The sequence below is a fragment of the Ramlibacter sp. WS9 genome, from assembly GCF_003797765.1.
Classification (GTDB): Bacteria; Pseudomonadota; Gammaproteobacteria; order Burkholderiales; family Burkholderiaceae_C; genus Ramlibacter.
On record NZ_RKMB01000006.1, the window covers coordinates 55,364 to 73,276 of the forward strand.

17 protein-coding genes are annotated in these 17,913 nt (G+C 66.2%); 9 read left to right on the top strand and 8 right to left on the bottom strand.

Annotated features, from left to right (window positions below; genetic code table 11):
- Positions 1-32 precede the first annotated feature (32 nt).
- From gcvP to EEB15_RS11615, 4 genes are all read left to right on the top strand, one after another.
- A complete protein-coding gene (gene gcvP / locus EEB15_RS11600; RefSeq protein WP_141510018.1) occupies positions 33-2,924 on the top strand; it encodes an aminomethyl-transferring glycine dehydrogenase in 2,892 nt (963 codons plus the stop codon).
- 12 nt (positions 2,925-2,936) lie between these two features.
- Positions 2,937-3,686 (top strand): sulfite exporter TauE/SafE family protein, encoded by a 750-nt coding sequence (locus tag EEB15_RS11605; RefSeq protein ID WP_141510019.1) that lies wholly within the window; start codon positions 2,937-2,939, stop codon positions 3,684-3,686.
- Positions 3,687-3,832: 146 nt separating this feature from the next.
- Positions 3,833-4,219: a response regulator gene (locus EEB15_RS11610; RefSeq protein WP_141510020.1), complete on the top strand. Its 387-nt coding sequence runs from the start codon at positions 3,833-3,835 to the stop codon at positions 4,217-4,219.
- A gap of 99 nt (positions 4,220-4,318) precedes the next feature.
- The gene (locus EEB15_RS11615) at positions 4,319-4,768 is read left to right on the top strand and encodes a response regulator (protein ID WP_233259463.1); all 450 of its coding nucleotides are present in this window, start codon (positions 4,319-4,321) and stop codon (positions 4,766-4,768) included.
- Positions 4,769-4,780: 12 nt separating this feature from the next.
- On the opposite strand, the gene EEB15_RS11620 is transcribed toward EEB15_RS11615, so the two are convergent.
- The 6 genes from EEB15_RS11620 to aroC form a co-directional block, all read right to left on the bottom strand.
- Positions 4,781-5,431 carry a DsbA family oxidoreductase gene (locus EEB15_RS11620; protein WP_370283525.1) on the bottom strand — a complete coding sequence of 217 codons (651 nt, stop codon included), beginning with the start codon at positions 5,429-5,431 and terminating at the stop codon, positions 4,781-4,783.
- 53 nt (positions 5,432-5,484) lie between these two features.
- Positions 5,485-6,252 carry an alpha/beta fold hydrolase gene (locus EEB15_RS11625; RefSeq protein ID WP_141510023.1) on the bottom strand — a complete coding sequence of 256 codons (768 nt, stop codon included), beginning with the start codon at positions 6,250-6,252 and terminating at the stop codon, positions 5,485-5,487.
- A gap of 102 nt (positions 6,253-6,354) precedes the next feature.
- Positions 6,355-7,380, bottom strand: a complete 1,026-nt coding sequence (locus tag EEB15_RS11630; RefSeq protein ID WP_141510024.1) for an aldo/keto reductase — start codon at positions 7,378-7,380, stop codon at positions 6,355-6,357.
- 64 nt (positions 7,381-7,444) lie between these two features.
- Positions 7,445-7,627: a DUF3606 domain-containing protein gene (locus tag EEB15_RS11635; protein ID WP_141510025.1), complete on the bottom strand. Its 183-nt coding sequence runs from the start codon at positions 7,625-7,627 to the stop codon at positions 7,445-7,447.
- A 38-nt stretch (positions 7,628-7,665) separates the two neighbouring features.
- Positions 7,666-10,128, bottom strand: a complete 2,463-nt coding sequence (locus EEB15_RS11640; RefSeq protein WP_141510026.1) for a PAS domain S-box protein — start codon at positions 10,126-10,128, stop codon at positions 7,666-7,668.
- Positions 10,129-10,234: 106 nt separating this feature from the next.
- Positions 10,235-11,332 carry a chorismate synthase gene (aroC, locus tag EEB15_RS11645; RefSeq protein WP_141510027.1) on the bottom strand — a complete coding sequence of 366 codons (1,098 nt, stop codon included), beginning with the start codon at positions 11,330-11,332 and terminating at the stop codon, positions 10,235-10,237.
- A gap of 145 nt (positions 11,333-11,477) precedes the next feature.
- Here aroC and EEB15_RS11650 point away from each other — a divergent pair, with 145 nt between their 5' ends.
- A complete protein-coding gene (locus tag EEB15_RS11650; RefSeq protein ID WP_141510028.1) occupies positions 11,478-11,900 on the top strand; it encodes a cupin domain-containing protein in 423 nt (140 codons plus the stop codon).
- Positions 11,901-11,904: 4 nt separating this feature from the next.
- Here EEB15_RS11650 and EEB15_RS11655 read toward each other — a convergent pair whose 3' ends face one another.
- A complete protein-coding gene (locus EEB15_RS11655; RefSeq protein WP_141510029.1) occupies positions 11,905-12,561 on the bottom strand; it encodes a glutathione S-transferase in 657 nt (218 codons plus the stop codon).
- A gap of 132 nt (positions 12,562-12,693) precedes the next feature.
- Here EEB15_RS11655 and EEB15_RS11660 point away from each other — a divergent pair, with 132 nt between their 5' ends.
- The gene (locus EEB15_RS11660; protein ID WP_141510216.1) at positions 12,694-13,905 is read left to right on the top strand and encodes a polyhydroxyalkanoate depolymerase; all 1,212 of its coding nucleotides are present in this window, start codon (positions 12,694-12,696) and stop codon (positions 13,903-13,905) included.
- A gap of 16 nt (positions 13,906-13,921) precedes the next feature.
- Here EEB15_RS11660 and EEB15_RS11665 read toward each other — a convergent pair whose 3' ends face one another.
- On the bottom strand, positions 13,922-14,377 hold the full coding sequence (locus tag EEB15_RS11665; protein ID WP_141510030.1) for a CBS domain-containing protein: 456 nt from the start codon (positions 14,375-14,377) through the stop codon (positions 13,922-13,924).
- Between the two features lie 94 nt (positions 14,378-14,471).
- On the opposite strand from EEB15_RS11665, the gene EEB15_RS11670 reads away from it, so the two are divergent.
- From EEB15_RS11670 to EEB15_RS11680, 3 genes are read left to right on the top strand one after another with little or no spacing between them, the layout of a single operon-like run.
- A complete protein-coding gene (locus EEB15_RS11670; protein WP_141510031.1) occupies positions 14,472-15,767 on the top strand; it encodes an O-acetylhomoserine aminocarboxypropyltransferase in 1,296 nt (431 codons plus the stop codon).
- A 10-nt stretch (positions 15,768-15,777) separates the two neighbouring features.
- Positions 15,778-16,596: an alpha/beta fold hydrolase gene (locus tag EEB15_RS11675; RefSeq protein ID WP_141510032.1), complete on the top strand. Its 819-nt coding sequence runs from the start codon at positions 15,778-15,780 to the stop codon at positions 16,594-16,596.
- Positions 16,593-17,903: a cytochrome P450 gene (locus EEB15_RS11680; RefSeq protein WP_141510033.1), complete on the top strand. Its 1,311-nt coding sequence runs from the start codon at positions 16,593-16,595 to the stop codon at positions 17,901-17,903. The genes EEB15_RS11675 and EEB15_RS11680 overlap by 4 nt, the downstream gene beginning before the upstream one ends.
- Positions 17,904-17,913 lie beyond the last annotated feature (10 nt).

Sequence of the window (17,913 nt, forward strand, 5' to 3'; positions counted from 1 at the left end):
ACTTGATCCGGGATCCATGCGAGAGTACCCCCATGCTGATGCAATCCGCCCGCCCCCTGGGCGAGCTCGAAAACGCCTCCGAATTCATCCCGCGCCACATCGGCGTCGACGAAGCCGACGAGAAGCTGATGCTGTCCGTCATCGGCGAGTCGTCGCGCCGCGCGCTCATCGACAGCATCGTGCCGCGGTCGATCGCGCGCTCGCACGCGATGAAGCTGCCGGCCGCCGTGACGGAGGCAGCGGCGCTGGCCGAGCTGAAGGCCATCGCCTCGCGCAACCAGGTGTTCAAGAGCTTCATCGGCCAGGGCTACCACGGCACGCACACGCCCGGCGTCATCCTGCGCAATGTGCTGGAGAACCCCGCCTGGTACACGGCCTACACGCCCTACCAGGCCGAGATCAGCCAGGGCCGCATGGAAGCGCTGGTGAATTTTCAGACCATGGTCTGCGACCTCACGGGCCTGCCTATTGCCAATGCGTCGATGCTGGACGAGGCCACGGCGGCGGCCGAGGCGATGACACTCGCCAAGCGCAGCGTGAAGGCCAAGAGCAACGTGTTCGTCGTGGCCGGCGACTGCCACCCGCAGACGATCGAGGTGGTGCAGACGCGCGCCAAGCCACTGGGCATCGAAGTCGTGCTCGCCAATTCGGCGCAGGAGTGGGACGCCGCGCTGGGCGGCGACTACTTCGCGGTGCTGGCGCAGTATCCTTCCACCAGCGGCCGCATCGACGACCTGCGCGCCGACGTCGAGAAGGTGCACGCGAAGCAAGCCGCGTTCATCGTCGCGGCCGACCTGCTGGCCATGACGCTGCTGATACCACCCGGTGAATTCGGCGCCGACATCGCCGTGGGTACCACCCAGCGATTCGGCATGCCGATGGGCGCAGGCGGCCCGCACGCGGCCTACATGGCCTGTCGGGACGAGTTCAAGCGCTCGCTTCCGGGCCGGCTCGTGGGTGTGAGCATCGACACACACGGCAACCCCGCCTACCGGCTCGCGCTGCAGACGCGCGAGCAGCACATCCGCCGCGAAAAGGCGACGTCCAACATCTGCACCGCGCAGGTCTTGCCTGCGGTGATTGCCAGCATGTACGCGGTCTATCACGGCCCACAGGGCCTGAAGCGCATCGCGCAGCGCGTGGCCAGCTACACCGCCATCCTGGCCAAGGGCCTGGAGCGCCTGGGCTATACGCCACGCCCCGGCGGCGCTTTCGACACGCTGAGCCTGCACACCGGCGAAGAGACGGAGCAGATCGCCGCGCGCGCCCGCTCCGAGCATGCCAACCTGCGTGTGTACTACGGCGAATACCTGTGCATCACTCTGGATGAAACGACGACGCGCGACGACATCAAGCTCGTGTGGTCGTTCTTCGCCAAGCCCGGCCAGGCACTGCCGGACTTCGCGGAATTCGAAAAGGGCATCGAGCCGCTGATCCCCACCGAGCTGCGCCGCACGACTGATTTTCTGACGCACCCTGTCTTCAACACGCACCATTCCGAGACCGGCATGCTGCGCTACATCCGCGCGCTGTCCGACAAGGACTTGGCACTGGACCGCAGCATGATTCCGCTGGGCAGCTGCACCATGAAGCTAAACGCGACCAGCGAGATGATCCCCATCACCTGGCGCGAGTTCGCGTTCGTGCACCCGTTCGCGCCGCGCGACCAGTTGCAAGGCTACGCCGAGCTGGATTCGCAGTTGCGTGCCTGGCTGTGCGAAGCGACGGGTTACGCCGGCATCAGCCTCCAACCCAATGCCGGTTCGCAAGGCGAGTACGCCGGCCTGCTGGCGATCAAGGCCTTCCATGAGAGCAAGGGCAATGGCCATCGCAATGTCTGCCTGATCCCCTCCTCCGCCCACGGCACCAACCCGGCCAGCGCGCAGATGGTGGGCATGCGCGTCGTCGTGACAGCCTGCGATACCAACGGCAACGTCGACCTCGCCGACCTGCGGGCCAAGTGCGAGGAGCACAGCGCCAACCTGGCGTGCGTGATGATCACCTACCCCAGCACGCATGGCGTGTTCGAGATGCAGGTCAAGGAGCTGTGCGCGCTGGTGCACAAGCATGGCGGCCGCGTCTACGTCGACGGCGCCAACATGAACGCATTGGTGGGCGTGGCGGCGCCGGGCGAGTTCGGCGGCGACGTCAGCCACCTGAACCTGCACAAGACCTTCTGCATTCCGCACGGCGGTGGTGGCCCGGGCGTCGGGCCGGTGTGCGTGGTCGAAGACCTCGTGCCCTTCCTGCCCGGCCACAAGTCGGGCGGCGTGCCGGACCATGGCGTGGGCGCCGTGTCCGCCGCGCCGTTGGGCAATGCGGCCGTGCTACCGATCAGCTGGATGTATTGCCGGATGATGGGCGCCGAGGGCCTGAAGCAGGCAACCGAGATCGCGATCCTGTCGGCCAACTACATCAGCACGCGGCTGAAGGATCACTACCCCACCCTGTATGCCAGCGAAAACGGGCACGTCGCGCACGAATGCATCCTGGACCTGCGGCCGCTGAAGGAAACCAGCGGCGTGACGGCCGAGGACGTGGCCAAGCGGCTGATCGACTACGGTTTCCATGCGCCGACACTGAGCTTCCCGGTCGCCGGCACGTTGATGGTGGAGCCGACGGAAAGCGAAACGCTCGATGAGCTCGACCGCTTCATCGGCGCGATGATCGCCATCCGCGAAGAGATCCGGCGCGTTGAGCGCGGCGAGTGGCCGCAGGACGACAACCCGCTGAAGCACGCGCCGCACACGGCCGCAGCCTTGCTCAAGGGCGAGTGGAACCATGCGTATCCGCGGGACGTCGGCGCGGCCGTGCTGGACGAGCGCCGGCACGCGAAGTACTGGCCGCCTGTGGGGCGTGTCGACAACGTGTACGGCGATCGCAACCTCTTTTGCGCGTGCGTGCCGATGTCGGCTTATGAATAGTCCGCCAGCGATTTGGAACTCGTTGTCATCGTCATCGCCGGCGCCGCCCTCGCCGGCTTCGTCCAGGGCCTTTCGGGTTTCGGCTTCGGGCTCACCGCCATGTCGCTGTGGGCCTGGACCCTGGAGCCGCAACTCGCGGCGGCACTGTCGGTGTTCGGCGGGCTGACGGGCCAAGTGATCCAGGCCGTCACGGTGCGGCGCGGATTCAACCTGCCGCGCCTCCTGCCGTTCGTCGCGGGCGGGCTGTGCGGCTTGCCGTTGGGCATCTACATTCTGCCGCGGCTGGACGTGCCGCTGTTCAAGGGTTTGCTGGGCGTGCTGCTGGTCGTGATCTGCCCGCTAATGTTCTTCGCGGCGCGGCTGCCTCGCATCACGCATGGCGGCCGCTTCGCCGATGGCGCGGCAGGGATGGCCGGCGGCGTGATGGGCGGCCTCGGCGGCTTCACCGGCGTCGTCCCCACGCTCTGGTGCACGCTTCGCGGTTTCGACAAGGACGTGGCGCGCGCGGTCATCCAGAACTTCAACCTGTCGATGCTGACCATCACTTTCGCGACGTACCTTATCACCGGCATCGCGACGCGAGAGATGCTGCCCCTCTTCGCCATCGTCGCCCCGGCGATGCTCATCCCTTCGCTGCTGGGCGCCCGCCTTTATGTGGGCATCAGCGACATCACGTTCCGCAAGGTCGTGCTGGGCCTGCTCACCCTCTCCGGCGTCGCGATGCTGGCGGCAGTCGCACCGGTGCTCATCAACAGACTCTGACACGCGCCGCGCCAGTCTTCAGCCCGGCGGGGCGGCCGTTGTGCCCGGTATGAAAAACGCGCCGATCCGCCCCCGGCCGGGCCGCGCCGAGGTAAAGTCGTGCGATCATGGCCGCCTGCCGCTGCGCCGGCGCAAGGAGACTGGAGTTGGCCCTCAAAGCGTATGTCGTCGAAGACAACGTCTCGATTCGCGAAAGCCTGGTGGAGGCATTGGCGGAACTCGCCGGCATCGTCACCAGCGGCGTCGCGGGCAACGAGAAGGCAGCGGTCGCGTGGTTGACCAACCCCGACAACGAGTGGGACGTCGCGATCGTCGATCTGGTCCTCGAGCCGGGCGGAAGCGGCTTCGGTGTACTCAACGCGCTGAAGAACCGCAAGCCCCATCAGAAGATGGTGGTGCTCACCGGCACCGCCAATCCCAATGTGCGCCGCCAGTGCGAAGCACTCGGCGGTGACGGCGTGTTCGACAAATCCATCGAGACCGATGCACTGATGGACTACTGCCTGCGGCTCGCGCAGGATGTGCGAAAATAGGCCTAACGCCGTGGCCCCTCGATGGGCCCGGCGGAGTTGTGCTCGTACAGGGAGAGTCCGGACAATGCGCCGGAGGCAACGCGCTTTCGTTTAGGCCCGATGATGAATCACGCCGCCATCCTTGTGGTGGATGACAATCCCGACCACCTTGAACTGACCGTGATGGCGCTTGGCGACTGTTGCGATCCCAAGGACATTGCCACGGCAACCGACGGCGTGGAGGCGCTCGACTACCTGTTCGGCCGCGGCGCCTACGCCGCCCGCGACACGAGCCAGCAGCCCCGTTTGATCATCCTGGACATGAAACTCGTGCGCCTGCATGGGCTCGACGTTCTCAAGGCCGTGCGGGTCGACCCGCGCACCGCGACCGTCCCGGTGGTGATGCACTCCTCGTCCACGGAAAAAGGCGACATTGCCGCCTGCTACGCCAACGGCGCCAACAGCTACGTTCGCAAGGCGACCGACTACGACGAGCTGCGCCGCAAGATGCGGCAGGTGCACGACTTCTGGATGACGGTCAACGAGCGGTACCGCCCTCCGGGCGGCTAGGCGCCAGGCGGTTCAGGCTTCCGCCGCGATCTGCCGCAACGCCTGTTCGAACACCTCGGGCGGCTGGCCGCCCTGGATCAGATGACGGTCGTTGATGATCACCGCCGGCACGGCGTGGATGCCGCTCTGCTGGTAGAACTGCTCGCGCTCGCGCACCTCTTGCGCATACTCGTCGCCCGCCAGAATCTCCTTGGCCCGCGCAGCGTCCAAGCCGGCATCGGCGGTCGCCTGAACCAGTACGTCGTGATCCGCGGGGCTGCGGCCCTGCGTGAAGTACGCGCCCAAAAGCGCCTTCTTCAGCGCGCGCTGGCGATCGGCGTCCTGCAACCCCGCCCAGTGCAGCAGCCGGTGCGCATCAAAGGTGTTGTAGATGCGGCCGCGTCCTTCCCGGCGGAAGTCGAAGCCCACCGCAGCGCCGCGCTCACGAATCGCGTCACGCGCGGCTTGCTGCTGCTCGGGCGTCGAGCGGTACTTTTGCGTGAGGTGTTCCGTGATGTCCTGGCCGCCCGCCGGCATGGCCGGGTTCAACTCGAACGGCTGGAAATGCAGCTCAGGTTTCACTTCGCCATCGAGGCGTTCGATGGCCCGCTCCAGCGAAGCCAGGCCGATCGCGCACCAAGGGCACGAGACGTCGGAAACGAAATCGATCTTCAGGGGTTTCATGAAAGCCATGCTAGTGGCTTTTCATTGCCCTTGCAGGCGTCGATGGATCGGGTCTACACGCTGCGGATGAATCCGGCCACCAGCGCGGCGAACTCGGCCGACTTTTCCACGGCGCTCAAGTGCGAGGCGTCGATGGTTGCGAGTTCGGCGCCCGAGATGGCCCGGCAAATCGCCTCGGACATCGCCATCGGCGTCGCCTCGTCTCGCAGGCCGCCGATCACCAGCGCCGGGCACGCGATGCGAGGGTTGGTGCCGGTGAACTCGATGCGCGACACGGCGTCGCATGCCGAGGCATAGGCCTTCGGGTCCGTCGCTTGCAGCACGCCACGCAACTGCGCCACACGCTTCGCGCCCTCGGGATCATTCCGGAACTCCGGCGTGAACCAGCGCTGGATGGCGCCATCGGCGATGGCGGCCATCCCCTGGCTCAGCACGGTGTCGATCCGCGCGCGCCACATGCCGCGGGCGGCATCGTCGTAATAGCTCGATGAGTTGACCACGACGATGCTGGCGATCATCTCCGGGTGCCGCACCGCGATCTGCTGGGCCACCATCCCGCCCATCGACAGGCCGACGAAATGCACCGGCCCATCCACTTGCTCCGCGATAAGGGCTGCCGCGTCGTCGGCCATGTCTTCGATGCTGCAGGGACCGGGCACGATTTCGGATGTGCCGTGTCCGCGGTGGTCGTAGCAAAGCACGGTGTAGCCGGGTGCGAGCTGCGCGGCGGTCTCGTCCCACATCGTCAGGTCGCAGCCCAGCGCATGGCTGAGGACGATCGTGGGCCCGCGCCCCTGTTGGATGAAGTTCAGCTTTGGCATCGTCTTTTTCTCCCTGGAGGTTCTCAGGCCACCTTTGGCGGCAGCAGGCCCTTCTCGCGAATCTCGATCAGGTTGCCGGCCAGCGACATGGCGACCAAACTGTCAGACGTGACCCAGAACCGGGTGCGGCTCGTAGGGTGCTTCCAGCTTCGCGACTTCATCCTGGCTGAGCTGCACGTCGATGGCTGCCGCGGCCTGGTCAAGCTGGTAGGTCTTGCTGGCGCCGACGATGGGCGCTGTGACGCCTTTGTGCATCAGCCAGGCATACGCGAGGGTGGCATTGCTCACGCCCTTCTGCGCGGCCAGCGCCGAGAGGGCCTCGACCACCTTGAAATCACTATCGCGGTAGTAGTAGTTCTGGGCGATGTCGTCGGTCTTGGCGCGGCTGGTCTCGCCCGCATCCTTGTCACCTGCCTTGCGGTTGCCGGCCAGGAAGCCCCGCGCCAGCGGGCTCCATGGGATGAGCGCAACGCCCTGGTCCCGGCACAGCGGGATCATCTCGCGCTCCTCCTCGCGGTAAGCGAGGTTGTAGTGGTTCTGCATGCTCGCGAACGGCGTCCATCCGTTGCTGCGGGCGATCTGCTGCATCTTGGCGAACTGCCACGCATACATGCTGCTCGCGCCGAGGTAGCGCACCTTGCCGGCCTTCACCACGTCGTGCAGCGCTTCCATGATCTCCTCCATCGACGTCTCCTGGTCGAGGCGGTGGATCTGGTACAGGTCGATGTAGTCGGTGCCCAGGCGCTTCAGGCTGGCGTCGACGGCATGGAAGATGCGCTTTCGGGACAGCCCATCCATGTTGGGCCGCCGGTCGGGTTTGGCAGCGGCGCTCGCGCCGCCCTTGAACCCCAGGTCGACGGGGTAGTAAACCTTGGTCGCGAGCACCACCTCTTCGCGTTTGCAGAATTCGCGCAGGAACTTGCCGGTGAGCACTTCGCATTCGCCGCCGGAGTACATGTCGGCCGTGTCGAAGAAGTTGATGCCCAGCTCGACCGCGTGCTTCACGACCGGGCGGGACGCTTCCTCATCCATGACCCACGGCCGCCATTGCGGCGTGCCATACGTCATCATGCCCAGGCAGATGCGGGAAACTTTCAGGCCGGTGCTGCCCAGTCGGGTGTATCGCAAGTTCGTTCTCCTCGAAGACCAGCAGGCACTTTACGGCCTTCGGGGAACCTGTGCGCGCCGGGGGTCAACCGGCGTTCGGCAGCTGGCTCAGGTATCTCCGCACTTCCTGCACCTGGTGGCCCGCGTGATGCACGGCTTCGCGCAGTTGGGCCGGGTCCACGCCGAAGATCCGGCACCAATACGCCACGTCCATCTGCTGCGTCAGGTCGATGAATTGGGCGGTCGCGGTTGAGGAAGTTTCTTCCATGGAGGGCTCCTGTTGGGTTGCCTGTTTCTGATCGCGGATCACCTGCGCAAGTTCCTCGACAGTTCCTGCAGCCGGGCCGGATCGACCGGCTTGGTCCAGTGATCGTCGAAGCCCGCTTCGGCGGCGCGCTGCTTGTCCTCGTGCTGGCCCCAGCCCGTGAGCGCCACCAGCCACGGCTGCCGCACCCCTGTCAGGCCCCGCACGCGCCGGGCTACCTCGTATCCGCTGATGTCCGGCAGGCCGATGTCCAGCAGCACAACGTCGGGCCGGAAGACTGGCACGCGCGCGAGCGCGCCCAGCCCGTCGCGCGACAAGGCCACCTCGTTGCCCAGCATGCGCAGCAGCTCGGCCAGCGTTTCAGCCGCGTCCCGGTTGTCGTCGACGACGAGGATGCGGCGCGCGGACTGTCCGGCCGGAACGGGCCACGTTGTGTCGTCCTCGGGTTTCGCATCGCTTGCCGCCTGGGGTGTGCGCGGCAGCCAGACCACGAACTCGCTGCCTTTGCCCAATCCTTCGCTGTGGGCCTCGACCCGCCCGCCGTGCAGCCGCACCAAGCCCTCCACCAGCGACAGGCCGATGCCCAGCCCGCCGTGGTGGCGCTGCGCCGGATGGGTGACCTGCGTGAAGAGCGCGAATATCTTGACGAGCATGTCGCGCGGAATGCCCGCGCCGTTGTCGCGCACGCGCACCGTGAAGTGATCCGGCGCGGCTTGCATGATCACGTCGATGTTGCCCCCCGGCCTTGTATAGCGGGCAGCGTTGTTCAGCAGATTGGAAAACACCTGGGCCAGGCGCAGGGGATCGGCCTCCAGGTCTGTCGGCTCGTCCGGGAAACTGACGGAAAGCCTGTGCTGGCACGCCTCGATGTGCGGACGGCTCGTCTCGATGGCGCTGCTGATGATGCTCACCAGGTTGGTCGGCTGCCGCCGCAGCTCGATCTTGCCCGTGCTGATGCGCGAGACGTCGAGCAGGTCGTCCACCAGCCGGGTGAGCTGCGCCACCTGCCGCTCGATCATGTCGGCGATCTGCACCACCCGCGGCGCGTCCGTGGGGATGCGCCTGATGATCGACAGGCCGTTCCAGACAGGCGCCAGCGGATTGCGCAGTTCGTGCGCGAGCGTCGCGAGGAACACGTCCTTGGCCCGGTCCGACTCCCTCAAGGTGCGCAGCAGCGTGGCGTTCTCTATCGCGACCGCCGCACGCCGGGCCAGGTCCGCTGCCAGCGCCTGGTCCTGCGCCGTGTAGCGGCGGGGCGATTCGGCGGTGGCGAAACAGATCACACCCAGCGTCTTTCCGCGCACGGTGAGCGGCAGGCCCATGTACGAATGCAGTCCTAGCGCGCGCAGCGCGGCCAGGTAGTCGGGGTTGGTGACCGAGGCGGCCAGCATCTCGTCCGGAATCTCGGCCAGCCGCTCCGGCTCGCCCGTGTGCACGACGTTCCAGGGCCCGACCCCCGCGATTTTGGCCGGGTCGTGCGGAAAGTGCCGATGCAGCTCACGCGCCAACTGCTCCCTCTCCGGATCGACGTGCGCCACCGCGACCCGCTGCATCGCACCGGTCTCGTCGAGCATGTCCACGGCGCACCAATCGGCGAAATGCGGCACGGCGAGGTGCGCGACCTTGTCCAGCGTGGCCTGGTAGTCGGCAAGGCCCGCCAGCTCGGCGCTGGCGTCCGCCAGGAACTTGAGGTCTGCTTCCGTGTTCTTGCGGGCCGTCACGTCCATGCAGACGCCTGCGACGGCCCATGGCTCGCCTTTGGCGTCGAGCAGGGCACGCCCCCGCCCTTCCAGCCAATGCACGGTGCCGTCGGGCCACAGGACGCGGTACTCGACGCCCTGCTCACCCTCGCGCTTGGGTGTGCCGCGCAGCACTTGGGCCACCTCGTCCCGGTCCTCGGGGATGATCACCTGGTAGTAGTCGCCCATCGACAGCGGAGGCGTTCCGGGTTCGAGGCCATGGAGGGCGTGCATGCCGGGCCACCACGTCATCTCGTGGGTCTTGAGGTTGGACTGCCACACCGCCATCCCGCCGGTTTCCATGGCGAGCTGCAATTGCACTTCGCCGGCCGCGAGCACGGCATTGAGTTCCTGCAGGTGGGCCTCGTGCATCCGCTGCTCGGTACGGTCCCGGATGATCTTGACGAAGCCCGTGACCTCGCCCGGACCATCGCATACCGGCATAAGCTCGCCGGACGCCCAGAATCGTTCGCCGCTCTTGCGCACATGCCAGCGCTCGTCGGACGCGCGGCCCTCGAGGCGCGCCGTTTCCATTTCGTATTCGACGCGTCCAGCCGCGACGTCTTCGGGTGTGAAGAAGCGGTGCACCGCCTCGCCCAGCATTTCCTCGCGGCCCCATCCCAGCACGCGGCACGCGCCTTCGTTCCAGATGGTGATGTGCCCTTCAAGGTCGGTGCCCACGATCGCATAGTCAACAGCGCTCTCCACGACCTGCCGATAGTGTTCGGCGGACGCGTTCGCGGGGCGGGACTTCTGGGCTTGCATGGCATTCACACCATGGCTCAAGGGTATCTCGATTGAGCCTTTTTGGGTGAACTCGCAAAGGCCGGGCTGCCCGAGCCCGGCAGTGAGACTAGCGCCGAGCTGCTGCTTAGCGCCGAGCCGCGGGTATCTGCGCTACAGGCGAAACCACATCGCCGTTCTGCGCGCGATGCCGCAATGCATGCTCCATCACGACCAACGCCAGCATCGCCTCGGCAATGGGCGTGGCCCGGATGCCGACGCAGGGGTCGTGCCGACCCTTGGTGATGACCTCGGTGGCTTCGCCTTGCAGGTTGATCGTTTCGCGCGGGCTGATGATCGAGCTGGTCGGCTTGATGGCGATCGAAACTTCGAGGTCCTGGCCGGTGCTGATACCGCCGAGCACACCGCCCGCATTGTTGGTGCGAAAGCCCTGCGGCGTCAGCGAGTCGCCGTGCGTGGTGCCGCGCTGCGTGACGCTGCCGAACCCGGCGCCGATCTCGACGCCCTTCACCGCGTTGATGCCCATCATCGCGAAGGCGATGTCGGCGTCGAGCTTGTCGAATAATGGCTCGCCCAAGCCGACCGGCATGTTCGTCGCGGTGACGCGGATGCGCGCGCCGCAGGAGTCGCCGGCCTTGCGCAGGATGTCCATGTAGGCCTCGAGATTGGCGACGTCCGCGACCGGCGCGAAGAAGGGATTGTGGTGGACATGGTCCCAGCTCTCGAAAGCGATGGGCAGGTCGCCGATCTGCTGCATGCAACCGCGAAATACGGTGCCGTACTTGGCGGCCAGCCACTTCTTCGCGACCGCGCCCGCCGCGACCATGGGCGCAGTGAGGCGCGCCGACGCCCGGCCGCCACCGCGCGGATCGCGCAGGCCGTATTTCTGCAGGTACGTGTAATCGGCATGCCCCGGGCGGAAGGCCTGCGCGATCTCCGAATAATCCTTGCTGCGCTGGTCGGTGTTGCGGATCAACAAGCCGATGGGCGTGCCCGTCGTCTTGCCCTCGTACACGCCGGAGAGAATTTCGACCTTGTCTTCTTCCTGACGCTGCGTCACATGGCGGCTCGTGCCGGGGCGGCGCCGGTCCAGGTCAGGCTGGATGTCCTCGGCCGACAGGGTCATGCCCGGAGGGCAGCCGTCGATCACGCAGCCGATGGCCGGGCCGTGGGATTCGCCGAAGTTGGTGACCGCGAAAAGGGTGCCGAAAGTATTGCCGCTCATGGGGCCCGATTATCCCAGAGGGCAGGAATGCTTCGTGCTACAGCGCTTCAGGACCCGTTGTCCGCACTGTTAGCCCCCACGCTTCGCTGCCCCCCGAGGGGGCCGTTTTTGCCTAGGGGCGGCCCGTCGTCAAAAAGGAGAGAGCATGCTGGATCGCACCACCACCCGTTTCTCCCACGTCAAGCCCGGGGACACCGAATACGTCTCCGGCGGGCTTCGCGATTTCTTCCGCTACCGCGACCTGGGCGTGGCCGAGGCGACGAACGGCAAGGTGATCGCGCACCTCGTCAAGGCCCACCAGGCACCCGAAAAGGGCACCGGCTGGCACCGCCATGAGGCGGATTTCCAGATCGTCATCATGCTCAAGGGCTGGGCGCGCTTCATGTACGAAGACCAGGTGACCCTGGTTTCCGCCGGCGACTGTGTCCACCAGCGGCCCGGCATCCGGCATTTCCTGTTCGACTATTCGCCGGACATGGAGTACCTGGAGATCGTCTCACCGGCAGACTTCAAGACGATCGACGTCGAGCCGGTGTGCGCCATCCCGGACCCGACGCCCTGGAAGTGACCGGCTAGAACTCGGCGTCGAGCTCGTCGATCTCGTCCGGCTCTTTCTTCGCTGCCGCCACCCACTCCTTCATGGCGGGCAGCTCCATCACCCGCTTGCAATAGGCGATGCTGGCCTTGTCCAGCGGGATGTCGTAGGTCGAAAAGCGCGTGACCACCGGCGCGTACATGGCGTCGGCGATGCAGGGCTGCTTGCCGAAGAGGAACGGCCCGCCATAGCTGGCAAGGCACTCCTTCCAGATGGCGAGCACACGGTCAATGTCCTGCTGCGCGCGCGACCACACCTTGAAGTTGGGGAAACGGGCCTTGATGTTCATCGGCAGCGCCCCGCGCATGGCCGAGAACCCCGAATGCATTTCGCCGCAAATCGCGCGGCAATGTGCTCGCGCCTTGGCGTCGGCCGGCAAGAGGCCGGCCTTGGGCTTGATCTCGTGGATGTATTCGCCGATGGCGAGGGTGTCCCAGACCTTCACGCCGTTGTGCTGCAGTGAAGGCACCAACATCGACGATGACAGCAGCAGCATCTCCGCCTTCATCGCGGGGTCGTCAGGCGGGATCACCTTCTCCGTGAACTCCAGGCCGGCCAGCTTGGCCATGAGCCAGCCGCGCAGCGCCCAGGCACCGTAGTTCTTGCTGCTGATCGTGAGAACGGCCTTGGCCATGGGGTTCCTTAGCGGGCTGCCTCCTGCCCAATGCCGGGGATCGAGCAAGCCTTGTGCCACATCGGTGCACGGGTTGGCGCGCAACTTGCCTCTACGGTGCATGCGGGCATCTTGCCCGCCAAAGACGGAGACATGCTCTACCAGGCCTACCAGACCCAGTCGAACCTCACGTCGCCGCTGCGCCTGATCGCGCAGCACCAGAGCGCGCTGCTCTGGCTGCGGCACACCGAAGGCTCGATCCAGCGCAAGGTCTCGGCCGCCCTCGATGTGTTCTCGCGCCTGCGGTTGACGCACAGCCGGCCCGACTACGGGATCGCATCGGTCCAGGTCCAGGGAACCGACATCCCCATCACCGAGGAGAAAGTGCTCGCGCTGCCCTTCGGCACGTTGCTGCGCTTTCGCAAGGAACATGCGCCCCAGCAGCCCAAGGTGCTGCTGGTCGCGCCGCTCTCCGGCCATTTCGCGACCTTGCTGCGCGAGACCGCGAAGACCTTGTTGCAGGACCACGACGTCTACATCACCGACTGGCACAACGCGCGTGATGTTTCGCTGCGGCACGGGCCCTTCGCGCTGGACGACTACATCGACTACATGATGCGCTACACGCGGGCCATCGGCCCCGGAGTGCACATGGTGGCGGTCTGCCAGCCCTGCGTCGCGGCATTGGCGGCCACGGCGATCATGGCCGAGGACGATGATCCGGCCCAGCCGCGCAGCTTGACGCTGATGGCAGGCCCGGTCGACTGCCGCGTCAACCCGACCGGCGTCAACCAGCTGGCCACCAGCCAGCCGATCGAGTGGTTCGAGCGCAACCTGATCAGCCATGTGCCGCTGCCCCACGCCGGGCACATGCGGCGCGTGTACCCCGGCTTCGTGCAGCTCACGGCCTTCATGAGCATGAACCTGGAGCGGCACAAGCAGCAGTTCCGCAACCTCTATGAGCACCTGGTGGAAGGCGACGAGGAAAAAGCCGACGTGATCCGCCGGTTTTACGACGAATACCTGGCCGTGAACGACTTGCCGGCGGAGTTCTACCTGGAAACGGTGGAGAAGGTCTTCCAGACCTATGACCTGGCCGCAGGTACGCTCACATGGCGCGGCCGCCTCGTGAACCCGGCCACCATCCGCCGCACCTGGCTATTGACCGTGGAGGGCGAGCGGGACGACATCTGCGCCGTGGGCCAGACCGTCGCCGCGCAAGACCTGTGCAGCGGCATCCGGCCTTACATGAAGAGCCATTACATCCAGACTGGGGTGGGCCACTACGGCGTGTTCAGCGGCCGGCGCTGGCAGGCGCAGATCTATCCTCGGGTGCGCGAACTGATCCACTCCGCGGCCGGTTGACCGCGCGAAAGCCTGCTCAGGCAGCCGGATGTTCCTCGCCGCCCGGCCAGTCGCGGATGTAGGCCTTGAGCATGCGGTTCTCGAAGTTCTGGCTGTCCACCACGGCCTTGGCCACGTCGTAGAAGCTGATCACGCCCATCAGCATGCGGCGGTCCATCACCGGCATGTAGCGGGCATGGCGCTCGAGCATCATGCGGCGAACTTCGTCCAGTTCGGTTTCGGAGGTGCAGGTCAGCGGATGATCATCCATGGCGGTGCGCACCAGCGTCTGCCCGACGACGCCGCCGCTCTTGACAATGCACAGGATCACTTCGCGGAAGGTGAGCATGCCCGTCAAGTCGCCGTGGTCCATCACCACCAGCGAGCCGATGTCCTTCTCGGCCATCACGTTGATCGCGTGGGCCAGGGGCTCGTCGGGCGTGACCGTATACAGGGTGTTGCCCTTGACCCGCAGGATATCGCTGACTTTCATGCCGTCTCCTCGGTGGTCCCGGTGACCACCCGTGGGAACAATATAGCCCACAATCCAGGGCAGTTCCATAGAGCTGTTCGCGAGGAGACACTTCATGCCCGGCTATTCCGACCCTGGCTTCGACACCCTGGCCCTGCACGCCGGCGCGGCCCCCGACCCGGCCACCGGTGCCCGGGCCGTCCCCATCCACCTGACCACGTCCTTCGTTTTCGAGTCCAGCGACCACGCCGCGGCCCTGTTCAACCTGGAGCGGCCCGGCCACGTCTATTCGCGCATCAGCAACCCGACCAACGCGGTGTTCGAGCAGCGGGTGGCGGCGCTCGAAGGCGGCATTGGCGCCATTGCCACCGCCAGCGGGCAGGCGGCCCTGCACCTGGCCATCGCCACCATCATGGGCGCGGGCTCCCATATCGTGGCCAGCACGGCGTTGTACGGCGGTTCGCAGAACCTGTTGCACTACACGATGCGGCGCTTCGGCATTGAAACGACGTTCGTCAAGCCCGGCGATATCGACGGCTGGCGCGCGGCTGTCCGGCCGAACACAAAACTGCTGTTCGGCGAAACGGTGGGCAACCCAGGGCTGGACGTGCTGGACATCCCCCAGGTCGCGGCCATCGCGCATGAGGCCGGTGTGCCCCTGCTCGTCGATTCCACTCTTACCTCGCCTTACCTGATGAAGCCGCTGGAGTTGGGTGCCGACCTGGTCTATCACTCCGCGACCAAATTCCTCTCGGGCCATGGCACGGTCATCGGCGGCGTGGTGGTGGACGGTGGCAGTTTCGACTGGGAAAGGTCGGGCAAGTTCGCCGAGCTGGCCGCGCCCTACGATGGCTTCCACAACATGGTGTTCACGGAGGAGTCGACCATCGGCGCCTTCCTGCTCCGCGCGCGCCGCGAGGGCCTGCGCGACTTCGGCGCCTGCATGAGCCCGCACACGGCGTGGCTGATCCTGCAAGGCATCGAAACGCTGCCGCTGCGGATGGAGCGGCACATGAGCAACACCCGCAAGGTGGTCGAGTTCCTGGCTGCTCATCCATTCGTTGCGCGCGTCGGCCACCCGATGCTCGAGTCGCACCCGAGCCATGCACTGGCGCAGAAGCTGCTGCCCAAGGGCGCGGGCTCGGTGTTCAGCTTCGACATGAAGGGCAACCGCGAGCAGGGCAAGAAGTTCATCGAGACGCTCAAGGTATTCAGCCACCTGGCCAACGTCGGCGATTGCCGCTCGCTGGTGATCCATCCGGCCAGCACCACGCACTTCCGCATGAGCGACGAGGCGCTGGTGGCCGGCGGCATCACGCAAGGCACGATCCGCCTGTCGATCGGCCTGGAAGACCCGGATGACCTGCTCGACGACCTGAAGCGCGCCCTGAAGACTGCCGAGAAAGTGTGAGGGCCGAGCCATGTACCTGAACGTCAACGGCCACAACACCTACTGCTACACCGGCGGCAAGCCCTTCGACGCCGCCAAGCCCACGGTCGTCTTCATCCACGGCGTGGTCAACGACCACAGCGTCTGGGCCCTGCAGACCCGCTACCTGGCAAACCATGGATGGAACGTGCTGGCGGTGGACCTGCCAGGGCATTGCAAGAGCGAAGGCGAGGCACCGGCCAGCGTCGAAGACGGGGCCGCGTTCATCGCCAGCCTCCTCGATGCCGCAGGTGTGGCGAAGGCCGCGCTGGTGGGCCATAGCTGGGGCTCCCTGATCGCACTGGACGCCGCTTCGCGGCTCAAGGACCGGGTCACGCACCTGGTCCTGGTCGGCACGGCCTACCCGATGAAGGTGTCGGCGGCCCTGCTGGAGGGGTCGCTGAACGAACCCATGAAAGCGTTGCAGATGATCAACGTGTTCATGCGCAGCACGCTCGCGCCGCCGCCTTCGGCGCTCGGGCCTGGCACCTGGGTCTACGGAGCGAGCCTGGCGCTGGGCCGGCGGGTGCTGGCGTCCAATCCGCACGTCAACGTGTTCCATCGCGGCTTCAAGGCGTGCGACAGCTATGCCAACGGCGAAGCGGCGATGGCGGCCGTCACCTGCCCCGTGCTGTTCCTGCTCGGCGCGCAAGACCAGATGACGTTTGCGAAGTCGGCGCAACTGCTGATCGACAGGGCGAAAGACAGCGGCAAAACGGTACAGGTCACACAGCTCGCGGTCGGCCATCACCAGATGACCGAGACGCCGGACGAGACGCTCTTCGCGATCCGCGATTTCCTGAAGACATGAGCCCGGGCATCTCGATCACGCCGCCGATGCCGCCCGAGCGCGTGCGCGAGATCGCCGCCTCCTTCGACCTGCGCGCCCTGCCCGCGGACTTCTACGCCAATCCCTATCCGGTCTATGCGCTGCTGCGCGAGACGGAACCCGTCAAGCGCATGCCGGACGGGTCGTACTTCCTCACGCGCTACGCCGACCTGGTGAACGTCTACCGCGATGCACAGAATTTCAGCTCCGACAAGAAGGTGGAGTTCACCCCAAAGTACGGCGCCGGCTCGGCGCTGCTGGAGCATCACACCACCAGCCTGGTCTTCAACGACCCGCCGCTGCACACGCGCGTGCGCAAGCTGATCATGGGCGCGCTCACGCGGCGCGCCATCGCGGAGATGGAGCCGGGGCTGGTCGCGCTGGTCGACGGCCTGCTGGACGGCATCGAACAAGAAGGCGACGGCGACCTGATCGAGGATTTCGCCAGCGCCATTCCCGTGGAGATCATCGGGAACCTGCTGGGCGTTCCGCACGAAGATCGCGCGCCGCTGCGCGGCTGGTCGCTGGCGATCCTGGGCGCGCTCGAACCCAAGCTCACGCCTGAGCAGGAGGCGCTAGGCAACAGCAGCGTGAGCGAGTTCACGGCCTATCTGAAGACACTGGTGGCGCATCGCCGCCAGCACCCCGGCGACCCCGAGCACGATGTGCTGACGCGGCTGATCCAGGGCGAAAACAAAGACTCGCCCGGAGGGCTCGGCGCGGGCGAGCGTCTGAGCGAAAGCGAACTGCTGCAAAACTGCGTGTTCATCCTCAATGCCGGGCACGAGACCACCACCAACCTGATTGGCAACGCGCTGGTCGCCTTGCAGGAATGGCCCGAAGAGAAGGCCGCGCTGCTGGCGAAGATGGAGAGCCTGTCGTCCGACGCCGCCGCCCTGGAGGCAGCCATGAGCACCGCCGTCGATGAGTTCCTGCGCTTCGAATCGTCCAACCAGCTCGGCAATCGGCGGGCGCTGCGCGCGTGCGAGGTCGGCGGCGTTCCACTCGAGGAAGGTGCGCTGGTGACGCTCTGCATAGGCGCCGCCAACCGCGACTCAGCGCAATTCGCCAATGCAGACGTGCTCCAGCTGACGCGCGAGAACAACCGCCACCTGGCCTTTGGTTTCGGCATCCACCAGTGCGCGGGCCTGAGCCTGGCGCGGCTGGAAGGCCGCATCGCGATCGGGCGCTTCTTGCGGCGCTTCCCCAGCTACCGCCTCACCGCCGCCCCAGTGCGCGGTGGGCGGGCGCGGTTCCGGGGGTTCTTGCACGCACCGTTCGGCGTGTAGCGTCCCGCCC